Source organism: Chromobacterium sinusclupearum (genome assembly GCF_002902845.1).
Lineage (GTDB): Bacteria > Pseudomonadota > Gammaproteobacteria > Burkholderiales > Chromobacteriaceae > Chromobacterium > Chromobacterium sinusclupearum.
Map to the genome: position 1 here is coordinate 1 of NZ_PPTF01000107.1, position 17,290 is coordinate 17,290.

The 17,290-nt window shown below is 59.6% G+C and carries 16 protein-coding genes; 7 read left to right on the forward strand and 9 right to left on the reverse strand.

Annotation, left to right across the window (positions count from 1 at the left end; genetic code table 11):
* From C2134_RS22010 to ilvA, 3 genes are all read right to left on the reverse strand, one after another.
* The coding region (locus tag C2134_RS22010) for a hypothetical protein (RefSeq protein ID WP_233196524.1) at positions 1–258 on the reverse strand (258 nt) is incomplete at its 3' end.
* 11 nt (positions 259–269) lie between these two features.
* Positions 270–917, reverse strand: coding sequence for an HAD family hydrolase (locus C2134_RS20580; RefSeq protein ID WP_103321916.1), 648 nt, complete (start codon positions 915–917; stop codon positions 270–272).
* A gap of 42 nt (positions 918–959) precedes the next feature.
* Entirely contained in the window at positions 960–2,489 is a 1,530-nt protein-coding gene (ilvA, locus tag C2134_RS20585) for a threonine ammonia-lyase, biosynthetic (RefSeq protein WP_103321917.1), read from the reverse strand.
* 203 nt (positions 2,490–2,692) lie between these two features.
* Between ilvA and C2134_RS20590 the strand changes: the two genes are divergently transcribed.
* The 7 genes from C2134_RS20590 (at position 2,693) to mgtA (ending at position 10,615) form a co-directional block, all read left to right on the forward strand.
* The gene (locus C2134_RS20590) at positions 2,693–3,838 is read left to right on the forward strand and encodes a D-alanyl-D-alanine carboxypeptidase family protein (protein ID WP_043626467.1); all 1,146 of its coding nucleotides are present in this window, start codon (positions 2,693–2,695) and stop codon (positions 3,836–3,838) included.
* Between the two features lie 72 nt (positions 3,839–3,910).
* Positions 3,911–4,180 carry a YbeD family protein gene (locus C2134_RS20595; protein ID WP_103321918.1) on the forward strand — a complete coding sequence of 90 codons (270 nt, stop codon included), beginning with the start codon at positions 3,911–3,913 and terminating at the stop codon, positions 4,178–4,180.
* A gap of 16 nt (positions 4,181–4,196) precedes the next feature.
* Positions 4,197–4,820 carry a lipoyl(octanoyl) transferase LipB gene (gene lipB, locus C2134_RS20600; RefSeq protein WP_103321919.1) on the forward strand — a complete coding sequence of 208 codons (624 nt, stop codon included), beginning with the start codon at positions 4,197–4,199 and terminating at the stop codon, positions 4,818–4,820.
* A complete protein-coding gene (gene lipA / locus C2134_RS20605; RefSeq protein ID WP_103321920.1) occupies positions 4,817–5,764 on the forward strand; it encodes a lipoyl synthase in 948 nt (315 codons plus the stop codon). Before lipB ends, lipA begins: the two co-directional genes overlap by 4 nt.
* A gap of 819 nt (positions 5,765–6,583) precedes the next feature.
* Positions 6,584–6,958: a hypothetical protein gene (locus tag C2134_RS20610; RefSeq protein ID WP_103321921.1), complete on the forward strand. Its 375-nt coding sequence runs from the start codon at positions 6,584–6,586 to the stop codon at positions 6,956–6,958.
* Between the two features lie 265 nt (positions 6,959–7,223).
* Positions 7,224–7,568, forward strand: coding sequence for a hypothetical protein (locus C2134_RS20615; RefSeq protein WP_103321922.1), 345 nt, complete (start codon positions 7,224–7,226; stop codon positions 7,566–7,568).
* Between the two features lie 302 nt (positions 7,569–7,870).
* Positions 7,871–10,615, forward strand: a complete 2,745-nt coding sequence (mgtA, locus tag C2134_RS20620) for a magnesium-translocating P-type ATPase (RefSeq protein WP_103321923.1) — start codon at positions 7,871–7,873, stop codon at positions 10,613–10,615.
* Positions 10,616–10,685: 70 nt separating this feature from the next.
* On the opposite strand, the gene C2134_RS20625 is transcribed toward mgtA, so the two are convergent.
* From C2134_RS20625 to C2134_RS20650, 6 genes are all read right to left on the reverse strand, one after another.
* Entirely contained in the window at positions 10,686–11,057 is a 372-nt protein-coding gene (locus C2134_RS20625) for a response regulator (protein ID WP_103321924.1), read from the reverse strand.
* The gene (locus tag C2134_RS20630) at positions 11,029–12,765 is read right to left on the reverse strand and encodes a sensor histidine kinase (RefSeq protein WP_158248845.1); all 1,737 of its coding nucleotides are present in this window, start codon (positions 12,763–12,765) and stop codon (positions 11,029–11,031) included. Before C2134_RS20630 ends, C2134_RS20625 begins: the two co-directional genes overlap by 29 nt.
* Before the next feature lie 73 nt (positions 12,766–12,838).
* Positions 12,839–13,486, reverse strand: a complete 648-nt coding sequence (locus C2134_RS20635; RefSeq protein WP_103321926.1) for an LbetaH domain-containing protein — start codon at positions 13,484–13,486, stop codon at positions 12,839–12,841.
* A 152-nt stretch (positions 13,487–13,638) separates the two neighbouring features.
* The gene (locus C2134_RS20640; RefSeq protein WP_103321927.1) at positions 13,639–14,718 is read right to left on the reverse strand and encodes a porin; all 1,080 of its coding nucleotides are present in this window, start codon (positions 14,716–14,718) and stop codon (positions 13,639–13,641) included.
* Between the two features lie 371 nt (positions 14,719–15,089).
* Positions 15,090–16,535, reverse strand: a complete 1,446-nt coding sequence (locus tag C2134_RS20645) for an ATP-binding protein (RefSeq protein WP_103321928.1) — start codon at positions 16,533–16,535, stop codon at positions 15,090–15,092.
* The gene (locus C2134_RS20650; protein WP_043626446.1) at positions 16,532–17,245 is read right to left on the reverse strand and encodes a response regulator; all 714 of its coding nucleotides are present in this window, start codon (positions 17,243–17,245) and stop codon (positions 16,532–16,534) included. Before C2134_RS20650 ends, C2134_RS20645 begins: the two co-directional genes overlap by 4 nt.
* Between the last annotated feature and the right edge of the window lie 45 nt (positions 17,246–17,290).

Genomic DNA, 17,290 nt, shown 5'->3' on the forward strand with positions numbered 1-17,290 from the left:
GTTTCGTTTCCGCTGTTTCGTTCGCTGCGTCAGCTGAGGAGGCGAACTATACGCCCGGGCCTCACCCTCGTCAACACCTTTTGCGAAAAAAAGTGAGCAACGGCGGGCCTGCCAGCCCGAAAGTACACGCAAGTAACTGACGGAAAAGACGATATGAAAACAGACTTTTTGCAGCACATCCAGGCAGCACTGCCGAAACCGCCCACACGCCATGAAAAACGGGCCGGCATTGCTGCCGGCCCGCGCATCTTTCGCCATCGATTCGATGCTTATATATGATCCAGCAATTGCAGCGGGTGATCGATATCGACATCCGCCCCCCATTGCTCAGGCTTATCCTCTGCGGAGAAATAGCCCCAATTGACCAGAACAGTCTTCATGCCGACCGCGCGACCCGCCTGGATATCGCGCTCGGCATCGCCGACATACATGCAACACTGCGGATCGATGCCGATCTGCTCAGTGGCATGCAGCATCGGCCGCGGATCTGGCTTGGCTATGCCAACCGTATCGCCGCTGACCGTTACGGCCGGCGGGATGGCAAAAGGCAGCCACGGCACCAGGCGATCGGTAAACCGCATCGACTTATTGGTGATGATCCCCCAAGCCAGACCGCGCCGATCCAATTCCGCAATCAGCTCGTTCACACCTTCGAATAGAGTCGTCTGCTCCGCCAGATTGGCATCATACAGATCCATGAAGCGCACTCGCAGCGCCTCCATCCGCTCCTCATCCAGATCTGCGCCGAAACCCAGCCTCACCAATCCGCGGGCGCCATGGCTAGCAATCGGCCGGATGGCTTCGTAAGGCTGCGGCGGCATGCCCTCCTCGGCCAACAAACGGTTCAATGCGGCGCCCAGGTCGCGCGCGGTATCGGCCAGCGTGCCGTCCAGATCGAATAACACTGCCTTGATCATGATCTCAACTTCAATATCGATATATAAGGTGGTATTGCAACATCAACGAATGGTCTTGCCAAGAAACAGCCGGTACGCCGGATTATCGGTTTCTTCGATATAAGGATATCCCAGCGTATCGAGGAACTGCTGGAAGGCAGCAGCGTCGCCCGATGGCACCTGAACGCCCACCAACACGCGGCCATAGTCGGCGCCGTGATTGCGGTAGTGGAACAGGCTGATATTCCAATCGATGCGCATGGACTCCAAAAAGCGCATCAAGGCGCCTGGCCTGTCCGGAAACTCGAAGCGCAGCACGCGCTCATCCTTCAACTGCGGCGCATGCCCCCCCACCAAGTGGCGGATATGCAGCTTGGCCAGCTCGTTATCCGTCAAGTCGATGCCGTCCAGCTCCTCAGCGCGCAAGTCACTCAGCAACTTCTCCACATCCTCGCGGCCGGCGATCTGCACCCCGACGAACACATGCGCCACGCTGGGGTCGGCAAAGCGGTAGTTGAATTCGGTGATGTTGCGGCCGCCAATCACCGAACAGAAACGCTTGAAGCTGCCCGGCTTTTCCGGAATGGTGACGGCGATGATGGCCTCGCGCCGCTCGCCCAGCTCGGAGCGCTCAGACACATGGCGCAGCCGGTCGAAATTCATATTGGCGCCGCAGGCGATCGCCACCAATGATTGGTCGCGACAGCCCTCGCGCTCGACATAGGCCTTAGCGCCCGCCACCGCCAGCGCGCCGGCCGGCTCCACGATGGAACGAGTGTCCTCGAAGATATCCTTGATCGCCGCGCAGATGGCGTCGGAATCGACAAGGATGATCTCATCCAGCAGCTCGCGGCAGATGCGGAAGGTTTCCTCTCCCACCAACTTGACCGCCACGCCGTCAGCAAACAGGCCGACATCTTTCAGCTCGACGCGCTCGCCCTTCTCTATCGACTGGAGCATCGCATCGGAATCCACCGGCTGCACGCCGATGATCTTCACCTCCGGCTTCAGCCGCTTGATGAAGCTGGCCACGCCGGCCGCCAGACCGCCGCCGCCGATGGCGACGAATACCGCGTGCAGATCGTCCGGATGCTGACGCAAAATTTCCATGCCCACCGTGCCCTGGCCGGCAATCACGTCCGGATCGTCAAACGGAGGAATATAAGTGCGGCCGCTTTCCTCTGCCAGCTTTACGGCATGCAGGTAAGCTTCATTGAAGGAATCGCCGGACAACACCACCTGGCCGCCACGCTGCCTGACCGCATCTATCTTGATCTGCGGAGTGGTCACCGGCATCACGATCACCGCCTCGCAACCCAGCTTGCTGGCAGACAGCGCCACACCCTGGGCGTGATTGCCGGCGCTGGCGGTAATGACACCGCGCGCGCGCTGCTCGGGCGTCAATTTGGCCATCTTGTTGTAAGCGCCGCGCAGCTTGAATGAGAACACCGGTTGCAGGTCTTCGCGCTTGAGCAAAATGCGGTTGCCGTAACGGCGGGACAAATTGGGCGCGAGCTCCAACGGCGTCTCCACCGCCACGTCGTAAACCCGTGAAGTCAGAATGCGTTCCAGATAATCATGCTTGTCGCTCATGGTGATGCCTTGGTCCCTGGTAGTTTCTTGTATTTGAACTGCCAGAGTATCAGGAACTCCAAATCTGCGGGAGGCCGGCCGCGCATTCTTTGCTGCATTGCAAAACCCCGGAATGTCGGACAGCCTTTTTCGGGCTGCGGCCCTCGCTGCAGCGTGTATAATCACCGGCTACTGTTTGTGACCCCTTGCAAGCCCACTCCAACATGAAAACAATCACTTCTGCCCTGGTGGCTGCCGCTCTGGCGCTGCCGTCTTTTGGTTTTGCCAGCACCGCCTTTGTGCCGCCCGCGCCGGAAATCGCCGGCAAAGCCTATTACTTGATCGACTACAACAGCCAGCAGGTGCTGGCGGCCCGCGATCCCGATTCCCGCATCGAGCCGGCCTCGCTGACCAAGCTGATGACGGCCTACCTGACCTTCAAGGCGCTGAAAGAAAAGCGCCTGACGCTGGAACAGACGCTGACGGTTTCGCAGCGCGGCTGGAAGACCGAAGGCTCCCGCATGTTCCTGGACCCGAAAGTCCCGGCCAAGGTGGAAGACCTGATCAAGGGCATGATCGTGCAATCCGGCAACGATGCCTGCGTGACGCTAGCCGAAGCCATCGCCGGCAGCGAGGACGTATTCGCCCAAGTGATGACGCAACAGGCTCAGAAGCTGGGCATGAAGAACACCCAGTTCAAGAACGCCACCGGCCTGCCGCACGAAGGCCACTACACCACGGTGCACGACCTGGGCATCCTGGCCGCGTCCTTGATCCGCGACTTCCCCGAGTACTACCCGATCTACTCGATGAAGTCCTTCACGTATAACAACATCCAGCAGCCCAATCGCAACCTGCTGCTGTACCGCGACCCTAACGTAGACGGCATGAAAACCGGCTACACCGACACCGCCGGTTACAATATGGTGACCTCCAGCCACCGCGATGGCCGCCGCGTGATTTCCGTAGTGGTCGGCACGGCCAGCCCGGAGGCGCGCGCGGTGGAAAGCTCCAAGCTGCTGAACTACGGCTTGCAATTCTTCGACACGCCCAAACTTTATGCAGCAAACGCCCGCGTATCCGACGTATCGGTATACAAGGGCGATGCCAAGGTGGTGCCGGTAGGCTTCTCCAGCGACGTCTACGCCACCGTCGCCAAGGGCCAGGCCGCCAAACTGAAAGCCGACATGACCACCACGCAGCCGCTGATCGCGCCGATCAAGGCCGGCCAGGTCGTGGGCAAGCTGGTGGTTTCCCTCGATGGAAAGCCACTGCTGGAACGTCCGGTGGTAGCATTGAAGGCAGTGGACGAAGGCAACTTCTTCAGTCGCCTGTGGGACAGCCTGAAGCTTCTGCTAGGCTGGAAGTAAAAGCAGCACCGTAGTTTGCAGCGCCGTGGCCTGTCCGCGGCCTGCTGTTTTGCAATTCAAGAGTAGCCAGACATGTCCGACGAAAAACAGGAATTGATGGAATTCCCCTGCCGCTTCCCTTTGAAGATCATGGGCGAGCGGCATGAGGCATTCGTTTCCACCATCACCGAAGTGGTACGCATCCACGCCCCGGATCTCGCAGAGATCGACGTGGTGCTGCGCGAAAGCTCGGGCGGCCGCTTCTATGCGCTGACCGTCACCATCACCGCCACTTCGCGCCAGCAGTTGGACAATATTTATCTGTCTCTGACCGGCCACCCGATGGTCAAAATGGTCCTCTAAAACGCCGGGAGTTCAGGTGCCACGCATCATCAAACATCTGGGCCGGGTCGATTACGAACCGACCTGGCGCGCCATGCAGGCCTTCACCAACCAGCGCGACGAGCACACCGCCGACGAGCTGTGGGTGGTGGAACACCCGCCGGTATTCACCCAAGGCTTGGCCGGCAAGCCGGAACATCTGCTGCAGCAGAACGACGTCCCGGTGGTGCAGACCGACCGCGGCGGCCAGATCACCTACCACGGCCCAGGCCAGCTGGTGGTCTATCTGCTGATCGATTTCAAGCGCATGCATATCGGCGTGCGCGACTTGGTGCGCCACATCGAGCAAGCCGTCATCGACATGCTGGCCGAACAAGGCATCGCCGCCAATGGCGATGTGGACGCCCCGGGCGTCTACGTCGATGGTGCCAAAATCGCCTCGCTCGGCTTACGCATCAAGAACGGCGCCGTCTACCACGGACTAAGCCTGAACGTGGACATGGACCTGACTCCGTTTAGCTGGATCAATCCTTGCGGCTACGCCAACCTCAAGGTAACCCAAATGAAGAATCTGGGCGTCAATCTCACGGTTGCCGAAGTAGCCGACAAGCTGCTGCCGCACCTGGAACGCCACCTGAGCATAAGCAAGGAGACCGCATGAAGCCGGACAACCAGGCTGGGGTGAAGCACAAGGGCGCGGCCAAGACCGCCCGCATCCCGATCAAGATCGTGCCGCTGGAAGAAAAGCTGAAAAAGCCGGAATGGATCCGCGCCAAGCTGCCCAACGGCCAGCGCTTCCATGAAATCAAGCAAATCCTGCGCGAGCAAAAGCTGCACACCGTCTGCGAAGAAGCCACCTGCCCCAATATCGGCGAATGCTTCAGCAAGGGCACGGCCACCTTCATGATCATGGGCGACATCTGCACTCGCCGCTGCCCGTTCTGTGACGTCGGCCACGGCCGCCCGAACCCGCTGGACCCGAACGAGCCCAAACACCTGGCCGAGAGCGTGGCGGCGATGCGCTTGAAGTACGTGGTGGTCACCTCGGTGGACCGCGACGATCTGCGCGATGGCGGCGCCCAACATTTCGCCGACTGCATCAACGCCGTGCGCGAACTGTCGCCGAACACCCAGATCGAGACCCTGGTGCCCGATTTCCGCGGCCGCCTGGACATCGCCATCGACATTCTGACCGCGCACGCTCCGGATGTGATGAACCACAACCTGGAAACCGTGCCGCGCCTGTACAAGCAGGCCCGCCCGGGCGCCGATTACGCGCATTCGCTGCAGCTGTTGAAAGACTACAAGGCGAAGAACCCGAATGTCCGGACCAAGTCCGGCCTGATGGTGGGCCTGGGTGAAACCGATGAGGAAATCCTCGAAGTCATGCGCGACCTGCGCGCCCACAATGTGGACATGCTGACCATAGGCCAGTACCTGCAGCCGTCTGACGGCCACCTGCCGGTGCTGCGCTATGTCCACCCGGACACCTTCAAGATGTTCGAGGAAAAAGCCTACGAAATGGGCTTTGTCCATGCCGCAGTCGGCGCCATGGTGCGCTCTAGCTACCACGCAGATGTTCAGGCCCATGAGGCTGGCGTGTAAGCGACTTTAGAAGTCCCATACGCAGCGCAGGCAGGGGCGTCCATGGACGCCCTTTTCTGTTGCCGCTCCTGCGCGCAATTCCCAAGCCCAGCTCGGAAAAGTGATCTCTAATCTCCAGCACTATCCAAAAGCGCGCTTGTTAGCCATGGCCGCGCCAAGCGGCTATGAAATCCCTTCCCCACGCAACAGCATGCCAAATGATTTAAGTCGGCGAATATTCTGCCTCGACGGCTGAATTGCCAACATTATCCCGATATAAATACAGTTTTATTTGATAAAACGGCAAAACCGGTTTATAGTGGCATTGTTATTAATTTTGCAAAGGCAAACCGTGGACAACGACGGTTCTAGTCGATCTTCGATCGCAGTAAGCCTTGCAGGATAAACAGCAGACCGAACTCTCTTCTCTCTGCCGCATCCTGCAAGACAGGATGTGGTGTCTCAAGTCGATTCCCATCGACAGCAGCATACCGACCAAGATTCGCAGTACGCAGTCCGGATGGCGAGCATGCCATGCAAGCCCCTGCCGTGCCTGTTTGCTTGGTCGCGCCTGACACCCCCATCGATAGATCCAGCACCCGTATTGATTGTTTGCGCAGCTTTCGTTTCGCACAGGAGGTTCCCATGCCAGAAGAACCAGAACCGCGAGCGGATGCGACGCATCTCTGCATGGCCGGCTGATTCCCTCAACTTGGGAATAGCCTGATTGCAATTGCGCCATATACGCTCGCTTAGATATTGGACAATCATTCCCTTATTTCGGTTATTTAAATCGAAAGGGACGGCTATTACCTGTTGAATAATAATGGGGGATTCAACATGCAAACCCTGAAATTCTTCCACCTGCTGAAATTCTTTAATCGCAACCAAGCTGTAGACTGCGCGGAATTCCGCCTGAACATTGTTTGCGAAAATAGCGTGATTACCGCGCTGCGCAAGCGCCTGTTCTGGGAAATGCACGATCTGGGACTGCGCGCCTCGCAAGTCACCATCGGCCCCGACAGCCAGGACAACCAATGCAAGCTGTCCGTCATCCTGAGCTGCCCGCTGATCCGCCGCCAGGACCTGGACGATATGGCGCTGCGCCTGAGCCAACTGCCGGAAATCCGCCGCGTGCACTGGGGGCGTCGACTGACCAGCGCCCCCGCTCAGCATCGCTCGCTGTTCCCGGCCAATCGCGCCAAAGCGGCCTAAGCCCATAACGGGAAGGCGGCAGATAACCGCCTTCTATTGACTGACCCAAGCCACCCAAACCCAACCATGCCAGAAGAACCCGGACCGCAACCCCTGACGATCCGCTAAGGCACTGTTCCCCTCCTCGTAAGCGTCGGGACATGCCGCAAGCGGCCATGCACCGACACGCCCATTCCGTCGCCGCCCTTGCCGGCAGCGCGGCCTGGCTGTTGCCACGCGAACCCCGCCGGCACATTGCCGGCACGTTCCTACGCAGGAGCTTACGATGCAAAACCTGTTCACCAGCCCACGCCAGCAACAGATCTATCAGCTGTCCATCCTGTGCCCCTCGATGTCGCTGGGCGTTGCCCGACGCGAAATCCGCAGCCAGGCGCAAAAGCATGGTTTGCGCATCCAGCAATGGCTGGAGCAGCCGCAACCGGCCAGCCAGGGCGCCAGCCATACATTGGCGCCCTGGCTGATCAGCGCGGACTTTCGCTGCGGTTCGGAAACCTGCATGCATTTCCTGCAGAGCATCGCGCAAAGGCTGGCGACGCTGCCGCTGACCCGCGTCAAGCTTGATTGCCTGTCGGCGTCCACACCCGCCATGGGAAAGTACGCCAACCGTTAAACCAACTAATCAACCCAGGCCCAGCGCAGGCGCCGGGCCGCATCGTCCATGCAGGAGCAAGCATGCCATAGATTCAACGCACCTTGAATGAGATGCCATCCGCTGGGGAGTTCGCATAGAGCTCCCCAGCGGGCGGCAATGTTCTCTCGCTTTCTCAGCCTGCTCACGATCCCTTCCCATGCATGCCGCCCAAGCAAATCGGCGGCGCGGAAATATCTTGAACCGGCTCAAAAGCTGACACATTGTCGGCGCCGATGCCTCGCGGCAGGGATGGTCACGCCCACGGCGCCTGGAGATTTGCCATGACCAAACAAACGCATCCTCACCACAAGAACCGCGGTTTCATCGCCACCCCGGGCAAGAACCGCGACAAGGAAACCTTCCGGCTGGCCAGCGAGGCCCAATTGCCGGCAGACGAAACCTTCAAGCGCCTGCGCAGCCACCCGGAAGGACTGACCGCCGCCGAGGCCGCGCAACGGCTGCACCAGTTCGGCCCCAACGAAGTGGCCCACGACAAGCCGCCCCATGCGCTGATCCAACTGCTGCTCGCCTTCAAGAATCCGTTTGTGGCGGTACTGATCGTACTGGCCGGCATCAGCTATGTGATGGATATCGCGATGGCGCCTCCTGATGATCAGGATTGGACCAAAGTCATCATCCTGGCCAGCATGATAGGCATCAGCGGCCTGCTGCGTTTCTGGCAGGAATTCCGTTCCGCCAAGGCCGCGGAAAATCTGAAGTCCCTGGTGCGCAATACCGCCACCGTGCAGCGCCGCCCCACCTCGCAAACCTCGCCGCTGCGCATGGAAGTGCCGATGAGCGAGTTGGTGGTCGGCGACGTCGTCCATCTGCAAGCCGGCGACATGATTCCGGCCGACATCCGCTTGCTGGAGTCGCGCGATCTGTTCATCAGCCAGGCCGTGCTGACCGGCGAGGCCTTGCCGGTAGAGAAGTACGACACGCTGGGCGCCGTGGCCGCCAAGTCCGCAGCAGACCAAGCCAATGGAGACGCCAGCCTGCTTGACCTGCCCAACGGCTGCTTCATGGGCACCAACGTGGTGTCCGGCACCGCCCGCGCCGTGGTGGTGGCCACCGGCTCCGACACCTACTTCGGCTCGCTGGCGCGCAATGTGGTCAGCCACAAGCGCATCGAAACCAGCTTCGACAAGGGCGTCAACAGCGTGTCCTGGCTGCTGATCCGCTTCATGCTGGTGATGGTGCCGATTGTCTTCATGATCAACGGCATCACCAAGGGCGACTGGATGTCCGCCCTCACCTTCGCCTTGGCGGTGGCCGTGGGCCTGACGCCGGAGATGCTGCCGATGATCGTCTCGGCCAACCTGGCCAAGGGCGCGGTGGCGATGGCGCGGCGCAAGGTGGTGGTGAAGCGGCTGAACTCGGTGCAGAACTTCGGCGCCATGGACGTGCTGTGTACCGACAAGACCGGCACGCTGACCCAGGACAAGATCATCCTGGAGCATCATTACGACATCCATGGCCGCAAGGATGAAACCACGCTGCAGCTGGCTTGGCTCAACAGCTTCCATCAGAGCGGCATGAAAAACCTGATGGACATCGCCATCGTCGAGCATGCCGACGCCATCGGCGAACGCATCAAGCTGCATGATTACACCAAGATCGATGAACTGCCGTTCGACTTCGAGCGCCGCCGGCTGTCGGTCATCGTCCAGGATAGCCATGGCCAGCAGCTGATGGTGTCCAAAGGCGCGGTGGAGGAAATGCTGGCCGTTTCCAGCTATGTGCAGGATGGCGAGTCCATCCGCGCGCTGTGCACCGAGGAGCGTGCCCGCCTACTGAGCCTGAGCCAGGAATTCAACGCGGAAGGCTATCGCGTGCTGCTGGTGGCTACCCGTCACATCCCGACTGACGCCCGCAAGGCGGCCTACCAGACGGCAGACGAACAAGGCCTGGTGGTTCGCGGCTTCCTGACCTTCCTCGACCCGCCCAAGGACTCGGCCGCCCCGGCCATCCTGGCGCTGAAGGAATACGGCGTCACCGTCAAGGTGCTGACCGGCGACAATCCCATCGTCACCGCCAAGGTATGCCGCGATGTCGGCCTGAACCCCGGCAAACCCCTGCTGGGCCAGGAAATCGAGGTCATGGACGACGTGGCGCTGTGCGCCGCCGTCAAGCACACCACCATCTTCGCCAAGCTGACGCCGCTGCAGAAATCCCGCGTGGTGAAGGCGCTGCAGGCCAACGGCCATACCGTGGGCTTCCTCGGCGACGGCATCAACGACGCCCCGGCGCTGCGCGACGCCGACGTCGGCATCTCAGTGGACAGCGGCGCGGACATCGCCAAGGAAACCGCCGACATCATCCTGCTGGAAAAGAGCTTGATGGTGCTGGAAGAAGGCGTGATCACGGGCCGCGAGACCTTCGGCAACATCCTCAAGTACCTGAACATGACCGCCAGCTCCAACTTCGGCAATGTGTTCTCGGTGCTGGTGGCCTCGGCCTTTCTGCCATGGGAGCCGATGCTGGCGATGCAGCTGCTGCTGCAGAATCTGGTGTACGACCTGTCGCAGATGTTCCTGCCTTGGGACAAGATGGACCCAGATTTCCTGAAGAAACCGCGCAAGTGGGAAGCCGGCAACATCAAGCGCTTCATGCTGTGGCTGGGGCCCACCTCTTCGGTGTTCGACATCACCACCTACATCCTGTTGTGGACGGTGTTCGGCGCGGGCGCGGCCTACCACCTGCATGGCGGCGACGGCGGCCAGCTGATCATGAATTCCGGCTGGTTCATCGAGGGCCTGGTATCGCAGACGCTGGTGGTGCACATGCTGCGCACCCGCAAGATTCCGTTCCTGCAAAGCACGGCATCCCTGCCGGTGCTGCTGTCCACCAGCGTGGCCATCGCCATCGGCTGCTATTTGCCATACTCGCCGCTGGCAAGCTCCCTGGGCTTCATCCAGCTGGACACCAGCTACTTCTGGTGGCTGCTGCTGACCATGGCGGGCTACCTGGCGCTGACGCAAACGGTGAAAACGCTGTATATCAAGCGCTACGGCCAGTGGTTCTGACGTCCCTTCGTTCCGCGCAATGGAAAAAGCCAGCTGCAAAGCTGGCTTTTTCTCATCCACCATCTCGCGCTCAGGCCGTCCTGCCCGCCAAGCTGACCGCCTCAAACAGCCGCTCCGCGGTGAGGGGCTTGGTGACCATCGCATCGAAGCCGCTCTGCATAATTTCATCCTGCTCGTCCGCCATGGCGTGTGCGGTATAGGCCACCAGCCGCATTCCCCGCATCCGCGGATCCGCGCGGACCTGCCGGCACACTTCGATGCCGCTCATATCGGGCATGCTGATATCCAGCAACACGCAGTCATAGAGCGCGCGTTGAAACATTTCCAGCGCTTGAAAACCGCTCTCTGCCTGCTCCACCAACCATCCTTGCTTCTTCAGGAACATGGCTGCCACTTTGCGATTGATTTCATGATCATCCACCACCAGGATTGTCGGCTGCATGTAAAGGCTCCACTTTTGTCAGCGGCAGGACAACCCGAAACGTCGTCCCTTCGCCTTCTACGGACTCGAAACTGATCTGCCCCCCCAGTAGACGCACCAAGTTGCGCGCCAGCGCGAGTCCCAGGCCCGATCCGCCATGTTGCCGAGTCAAAAACGACGTACCCTGACGGAATCGTTCGAAAATGTATTGTTGATGCTCCCTGGGGATGCCAGGCCCGCTGTCCGACACGTCAAATCTCAGCAGCCCGCCTGATACCATGGCATCCACTTTCACCCAGCCGAACTCGGTGAACTTCAGCGCATTCTGCAAGAGATTATTCAAAATCTGCACAACGCGCGTTTTATCTAAAAGATAGATTTCCGGCTCGCCCTCCGCCATCTCCAGACTCAAGGACAGGGACAGTTTTTTCTGCTCCGCCATCGGACGAAACGCCTCCACCGCGCTCGACATCATCTTGCGCACAGGCACTTCCATCAAGTCCAAGGTCATTCGGCCCGCCTCTATCCGCGCCAGGTCCAGCACGGAATTCACCAGGCTCAGCAAGTGCTCGCTGCTGGTGAAAATCAGCTCCGCCGTTTCCCGCTCTTCCGGCTCCCGCAAGGACTGCCTCAGATAATCCGCGCCGCCCAGGATGCCGTTCAGCGGCGTTCTCAGTTCATGCGACATGTTTGCCAGGAATTCGGATTTCAGCCGATTGGCAGACTCTGCCTGGATCTGGCTGCGGCGCAGGCGCAGAGCCAGGATCATCAGAACATAGGCCGCGAGCACGACAACCAGCGAAGCGACAACCCCTCCGGCAAGGTAAATGGCCCGCCGGTGAGCGTAATCGGCCATGGCATCCTGCTCCGCCACGCCCATGGTCACAACCAGCGGATAACCTGGCACGCCGCGAAAACTGTAGTAGCGAGGGATGCCATCAAGCACGCTCTTGGCAAAATAATGGCCTGAAGACTGCCTGGGCCAGTAATCGAATACCCGGGCATGCGGCATCTTCTGGCCTATCCCACCGCCCCTTCGATCAGACCGCGCCCGCACCACGCCGTCCTCGCCCAGAATCGTGATCACTCCGTATTTGCCGATATCCACGTTTTCATAGAAGTCCGTGAAATAGAACGGATCGACCGACACCACGGCCACGCCGCCAAAGCTCCCATCTGGGCGATTGATGCGCCGGGTGAACTGCAACGACCACTTGCCGGAAACCTTGCCCAGCACAGGCTTGCTGATGAACAGCTTTCCGTTGTCCCGCTCCTTGTGCACCAGAAAGTGCTCGCGCCGGCTCAAATCAATCGGCTTGGAGGGTATGTTCGACATCTGCAGCCAGCCATCCGGCCGGATGATGGCAAGTTGAACGAATATGTCATGCTGTATGATGCCCCGCTCCACCAAGCGGTTTAAATCCAGCTTATCCGCTTGTTTTTCGTACTCATACTTCATGAAATTGACAGACTGGTCCACCGCGCGGATGGTGCGCGAAACGTGCTCCTCGAAAGCCCGCACCAGATTATCGTTTTGCCGCAGCACCTCCTGTTGCGCCCGCTGATGTTCCTCGTTGACCTGCACCAGCACGGTCGCCCAAATCGCCGCCAGCAACAGCCCGGAAAACAGCGGCAACACCCAGAACAAGCTCAGCCGCCTCATCCATGACTCAGGCAGCAGGCTCTCCAGTTTCAGCCTACTTGCACGCCCGCCCGCTTCGGACACCATGGCCATCCCCTTGGACACCCAACTTCATATCATTTATTGATAGAAGATATTCCAAAGAATTACCCAGGCCAGTTTATTGACTGGTCGCCTCGACGAGGGTTTTCTGGATTCCGGCATCCTGCTCAATCAACGCCAGACGCGGCACCACGGTTCCCATCGGCAGCACCGTCCCGGGCGACAATACCGCGTTGGCGCCAATGCGCACATGGCTGGCCAGCAAAGCCCCCAGCTTCTCCACGCCAGGAAGAACCATCCTGCCCTCCACGAGCAGACGGATGGTTTTGTCAGCGCGCTCATTCCAGTGATTGGCCAGTATGGCGCCAGCCTCCAGGTTGACGTCGGCGTCCAGCACCGAATCGCCGACGAAATTGAAATGCGCAAGTCGGCTGCCGGGCCCGATGATGGACGTCTTGACCTCGCAGCCGGGGCCGATCGTCACCCCGTCGCACAGAACGACGCCACCGCGCAGATAAGCATGGGCCGCTACACGGCAGCCTGGGCCAATCCAGATCGGCCCCTTCAGGGTCACCCCGCGCTCCAATACCGCGCTGCGGTGAATCATCGCTTCGCCATCGATGATCCACTCCTCCGGCGAAGACCGCAAACGTTGCCGGCGCAAAGCTTCCGACAAATGCTGCAACCACTGCCAAGGCTCCTGCGCGGCATCGATCCATGGCAAAGACTCAACGGCGGAAGAAAACAGACGGTGAAATGGCGACATTAGACTCTCCCTGGCAAAGAGATGATTTAATCGCGCTCTGCCAATGCAAACAAGCGCATAAAACAAAGCCGCCGCACCCTCATGGATGCGACGGCTTGTTGTTCTCACCTCGATGTCAGCCCATCGCGGCGATTCCCTCCAGCGAAACGCTATTAGAAGGAATGGATCACGTTCAGGCCCAGACCGCGCAGCTTGTTGCCTGCGGAAGCGCCTTCGGCATTGGAGAAGATGGCTTGATCAGCCTTGACCTCGCCGTACTGCATGCCCATGGTGGTGCGCTTGGACACTTGATAGTCCACGCCTACCAGGAATTGCTTGTAGCCGGTGTGATCGACATTCACGCCATCCTTGCTGTAATCCTTGGCTTGGGCGTAGGAGATCTTCGGCGTGAAGGCGCCAATGGTGTAGGCGGCAGTCAGCGCGTATTCCTGCGACTTGTACTTGCTGCCATCCAGAGCCGGAGCGCTGTCGCCCAGGAAGTAGCTCAGAGGCGTCACGGAGCTGTCGCCGCGATCATTGCGGTAGCCGAAGGACACCAGCAGGTTGTTGGCGTTATAGCCGGCTTCCAGACGGTGGCTGTCGTTGGACTGGGTGCGAGTGCCAGCGATGTTCACCGGAGTCTGGTGAATGAACTGGTACTTGCCGAAGAAGCCGCTGTTCTCATAGGACAGACCCAGGTTGTACAGTTCGCGCGAGCTATCGCTCGGTGTCACACCCGTTCCGAAAGACGCAGTCTTGTCTTCCTTGGTGCCGTACAGGAAGGCGGCCTTGAAGCCATTGTAATTGGCGGTGTCGAAGCGGATCGCATTCTTCACGCGCACATCGTCGCGGCCATAAGCATCCAGCTGCAGAGCGGCGCTGGAGCTTTCCCAGGTATTCACCATGCCCATGCTGTCATCGCTGAAAGTGGACAGATTACCCAGACGGACCTTGCCGAAACCGGTATCCAGACCGACGAACGATTCGCGGCTGGCGAAGGTGCCATATTTCTGACGGTTGGAGCCGTCGATATCAAAGCCGCTTTCAACTTGCCAGATGGCCTTCAGGCCGTTGCCCAGATCTTCGCTGCCCTTGAAGCCGATACGCGAGCCCAAGTCATCGATATTGGTCTTGTTCATGCCGCCGGCGTCAACGTTTTCCACGCCTGCCTTGAGGGTACCGTAGATGGTAACGTCAGCGAATGCTGCTGCCGGCAGAGTGGCGACGGCCAGAGCGATCAGAGTTTTTTTCATCGTGCACATCCTATTGGATTTGTCTTAGAAAGCGATCACATACTAATTTCCAAAATCAAACAACGCAAGCATGCACTCTCAAAAAGTAGCAAAAAGGCAACACTGAATCAAAAATGCAACATTGCAAAATAATTCACAAATGAACAATTTATTTGCAAATACTGTTGCTTAACGAATCTTAATAGCTCGTTTAATTTTCATTTACATCCAAATGCATAAAAAAAGGCCCGCAAACGCGGGCCTTATAAAGGATAGACTTGACCGAATCCTCTCGAGTTTGGGGATGACAAACTCTAGCGAACTCAATTTAGATTGTATTTACTCCCAATCAAAACATCAAGCTAATCCATGTTTGCAATTGTCAACCAATGTTAAGCAGGCCGCTGCGCCGGAAAATTCAACTCGGCGCACAAACCGCCTTGCGGATGATTGAACAACAGGATTTCACCATCATGCTCACGCGCAATCGCGCGGGCGATGGCCAGCCCCAAGCCGCTGCCGCCAGTATGCTTGGCTCTCGAATCCTCCAGCCGCACATAAGGCTCGAACACGCGCTCCAGGTCAGCATCGGCAATGCCGGGGCCGTGGTCCCTTACCATGACTTCCACCCTGCCATTCCGCTCGCCCAAACGCACTTCGATCACGCCATCGCCGCCATAGCGCCGGGCATTCTCCAGCAGATTGCCGATGCAGCGGCGCAGGGATTGAGGCCGGGCCAACAATGGCTTGACGGGCGAAGAGGTGTAGTTCACCTGGGCGCCCAGGGCTTCGATATCCTCGATGGTGCCTTCCAGCAGCGCATCCAGATTCAGCAGCACGCAACTTTCATTGCCCTGCCCCAAGCGCAGATACGCCAAGGTATCGCCGATCAGCTGGTCCATTTCGATCAAGTCGCGCTCTATCGCCAGCCGCGACGGCGATTCCTGCAGCTGCTCCAGCCGCAAGCGTATGCGGGTGATCGGCAAGCGCAGATCATGCGACACGCCGGCCAGCATCTGGCTGCGTGTTTGCAGATAGCGCTGCAATTCCTTCTGCATCCGATTGAAGGCCCGCGTGGCGTTGATCACCTCCTGGGTGCCGGTTTCCGGCAACGGCGGCTGATCCAGATTGGCCGCCAGGCCCGACGCCGCAGTAGAGAACAAGGCCAAGGGCCGGGTCAGCCGCCTGACCGCCCAGGCCGACACCGCCGCTACGACCAAGGCCACCAACAGCAACCAGGCCGTCACCCGCCATGGCGTTTCTTCCGGCGACACCACCTGCCCGATGCGAAAAGTAGCCACCTCGCCGTCGCGCAGCGTGACTTGCACCGTCGCCATCTGGATTTTCAGCTCTTCCTCACCCTCCTCCAATCCACTCGGCAAGGCCCTGACCCAGAACTTCTTGTCCGGGGCGAACACATGCTGACCCGGCTCCATGAACGGCGCCAACAAGCCTTCCGGCGCATCGGGCTCGTCTTCGCGGAACGACAGCACCTGCATCTGGTATGGGAAATTCAGATCGGTACGGATCAGATGGCACAGCTTGCTGGCCTCAGGCCAATCCGTCTGCCGGCTATCCAGCCACGGGTGCCCGAGCACCACCTGCACCATAGGCGAAGACAGCGCGCCGGCCAGCTTGGCGCGATTGGAGGCTGGGGTCTCATCCAGCAGATTGATCATGTCCGCCAGATGCTGCGCCACGTATTCGGCGCGCAGCGTGCGCGTCAAGCGCTCGCGATCGGTCAGCACCAGGGCGATGCCGATCACATTGGCCAACAGCACGCTGGTCAGCAAGGTCAGCAGCAGCTGACCGTACAAGGTTCGCGGCAGCCGCCTCATCTCACCGGCACCACCTCACAGGCCAGCATATAGCCGCCGCTGCGGATGGTTTTGATCAGCAAAGGCTCGCGGGCGTCGTCGCCCAGCCGCTTGCGCAAACGGCCTATCATCACATCGACGGTGCGATCAAACGGTCCGGCTTCCTTGCCGTTCATCGCTTCCATCAATTGGTCGCGCGACATCACGCGCTGCGGATTTTCCGCCAGCGCCTGCATCAGCTTGAACTCCCCGCCGGACAGCGGCGTCACCACGCCTTCGCCATCGACCAGATGCTGGGCGCCCAGCTCCAGACGCCAATCGGCAAACTGCAAGGCGCGCAGCGAGCTGCTGTTGCGCTTCTCATCCACGCGGCGCAGGATGCTGCGCACCCGGGCCAGCAGTTCGCGCGGGTTGAAGGGCTTGGGCAGGTAGTCATCCGCGCCCATCTCCAGGCCGATGATGCGGTCCAGCTCATCGCCGCGCGCGGTCAACATCAGGATGGGCATGCTGGAGCGAGAGCGCAGATCGCGGCACAGGGTCAAACCATCGGTGCCGGGCAGCATCAGGTCCAGTATCAGGATATCGAACGACTGCTCGGCCAGAATGCGATTCATCGCATCCCCATCGCCCACGGCGGCCACCGTCATTCCCTGACCGCTCAGGTAGTCGCTCAGCAGACCGCGCAGATCCGGATCATCATCAACGATAAGCAATCGAGGGGCTTGTGACATCAAGACTATTCCTAAGGTTTTTTGATTATTGAGACCAGCTTGCCG

Bases quoted from the DNA above. Each gene is read 5' to 3' on its own strand.
- ilvA (WP_103321917.1), bottom strand. From the start codon at position 2,489: ATGAGCGACAAGCATGATTATCTGGAACGCATTCTGACTTCACGGGTT.
- C2134_RS20645 (WP_103321928.1), bottom strand. From the start codon at position 16,535: ATGAGGCGGCTGCCGCGAACCTTGTACGGTCAGCTGCTGCTGACCTTG.
- C2134_RS20615 (WP_103321922.1), top strand. From the start codon at position 7,224: ATGCAAAACCTGTTCACCAGCCCACGCCAGCAACAGATCTATCAGCTG.
- mgtA (WP_103321923.1), top strand. From the start codon at position 7,871: ATGACCAAACAAACGCATCCTCACCACAAGAACCGCGGTTTCATCGCC.
- C2134_RS20630 (WP_158248845.1), bottom strand. From the start codon at position 12,765: ATGGTGTCCGAAGCGGGCGGGCGTGCAAGTAGGCTGAAACTGGAGAGC.
- C2134_RS20650 (WP_043626446.1), bottom strand. From the start codon at position 17,245: ATGTCACAAGCCCCTCGATTGCTTATCGTTGATGATGATCCGGATCTG.
- lipA (WP_103321920.1), top strand. From the start codon at position 4,817: ATGAAGCCGGACAACCAGGCTGGGGTGAAGCACAAGGGCGCGGCCAAG.
- C2134_RS20580 (WP_103321916.1), bottom strand. From the start codon at position 917: ATGATCAAGGCAGTGTTATTCGATCTGGACGGCACGCTGGCCGATACC.
- C2134_RS20595 (WP_103321918.1), top strand. From the start codon at position 3,911: ATGTCCGACGAAAAACAGGAATTGATGGAATTCCCCTGCCGCTTCCCT.
- C2134_RS20640 (WP_103321927.1), bottom strand. From the start codon at position 14,718: ATGAAAAAAACTCTGATCGCTCTGGCCGTCGCCACTCTGCCGGCAGCA.
- C2134_RS20625 (WP_103321924.1), bottom strand. From the start codon at position 11,057: ATGCAGCCGACAATCCTGGTGGTGGATGATCATGAAATCAATCGCAAA.
- C2134_RS20590 (WP_043626467.1), top strand. From the start codon at position 2,693: ATGAAAACAATCACTTCTGCCCTGGTGGCTGCCGCTCTGGCGCTGCCG.
- C2134_RS20635 (WP_103321926.1), bottom strand. From the start codon at position 13,486: ATGTCGCCATTTCACCGTCTGTTTTCTTCCGCCGTTGAGTCTTTGCCA.
- C2134_RS20610 (WP_103321921.1), top strand. From the start codon at position 6,584: ATGCAAACCCTGAAATTCTTCCACCTGCTGAAATTCTTTAATCGCAAC.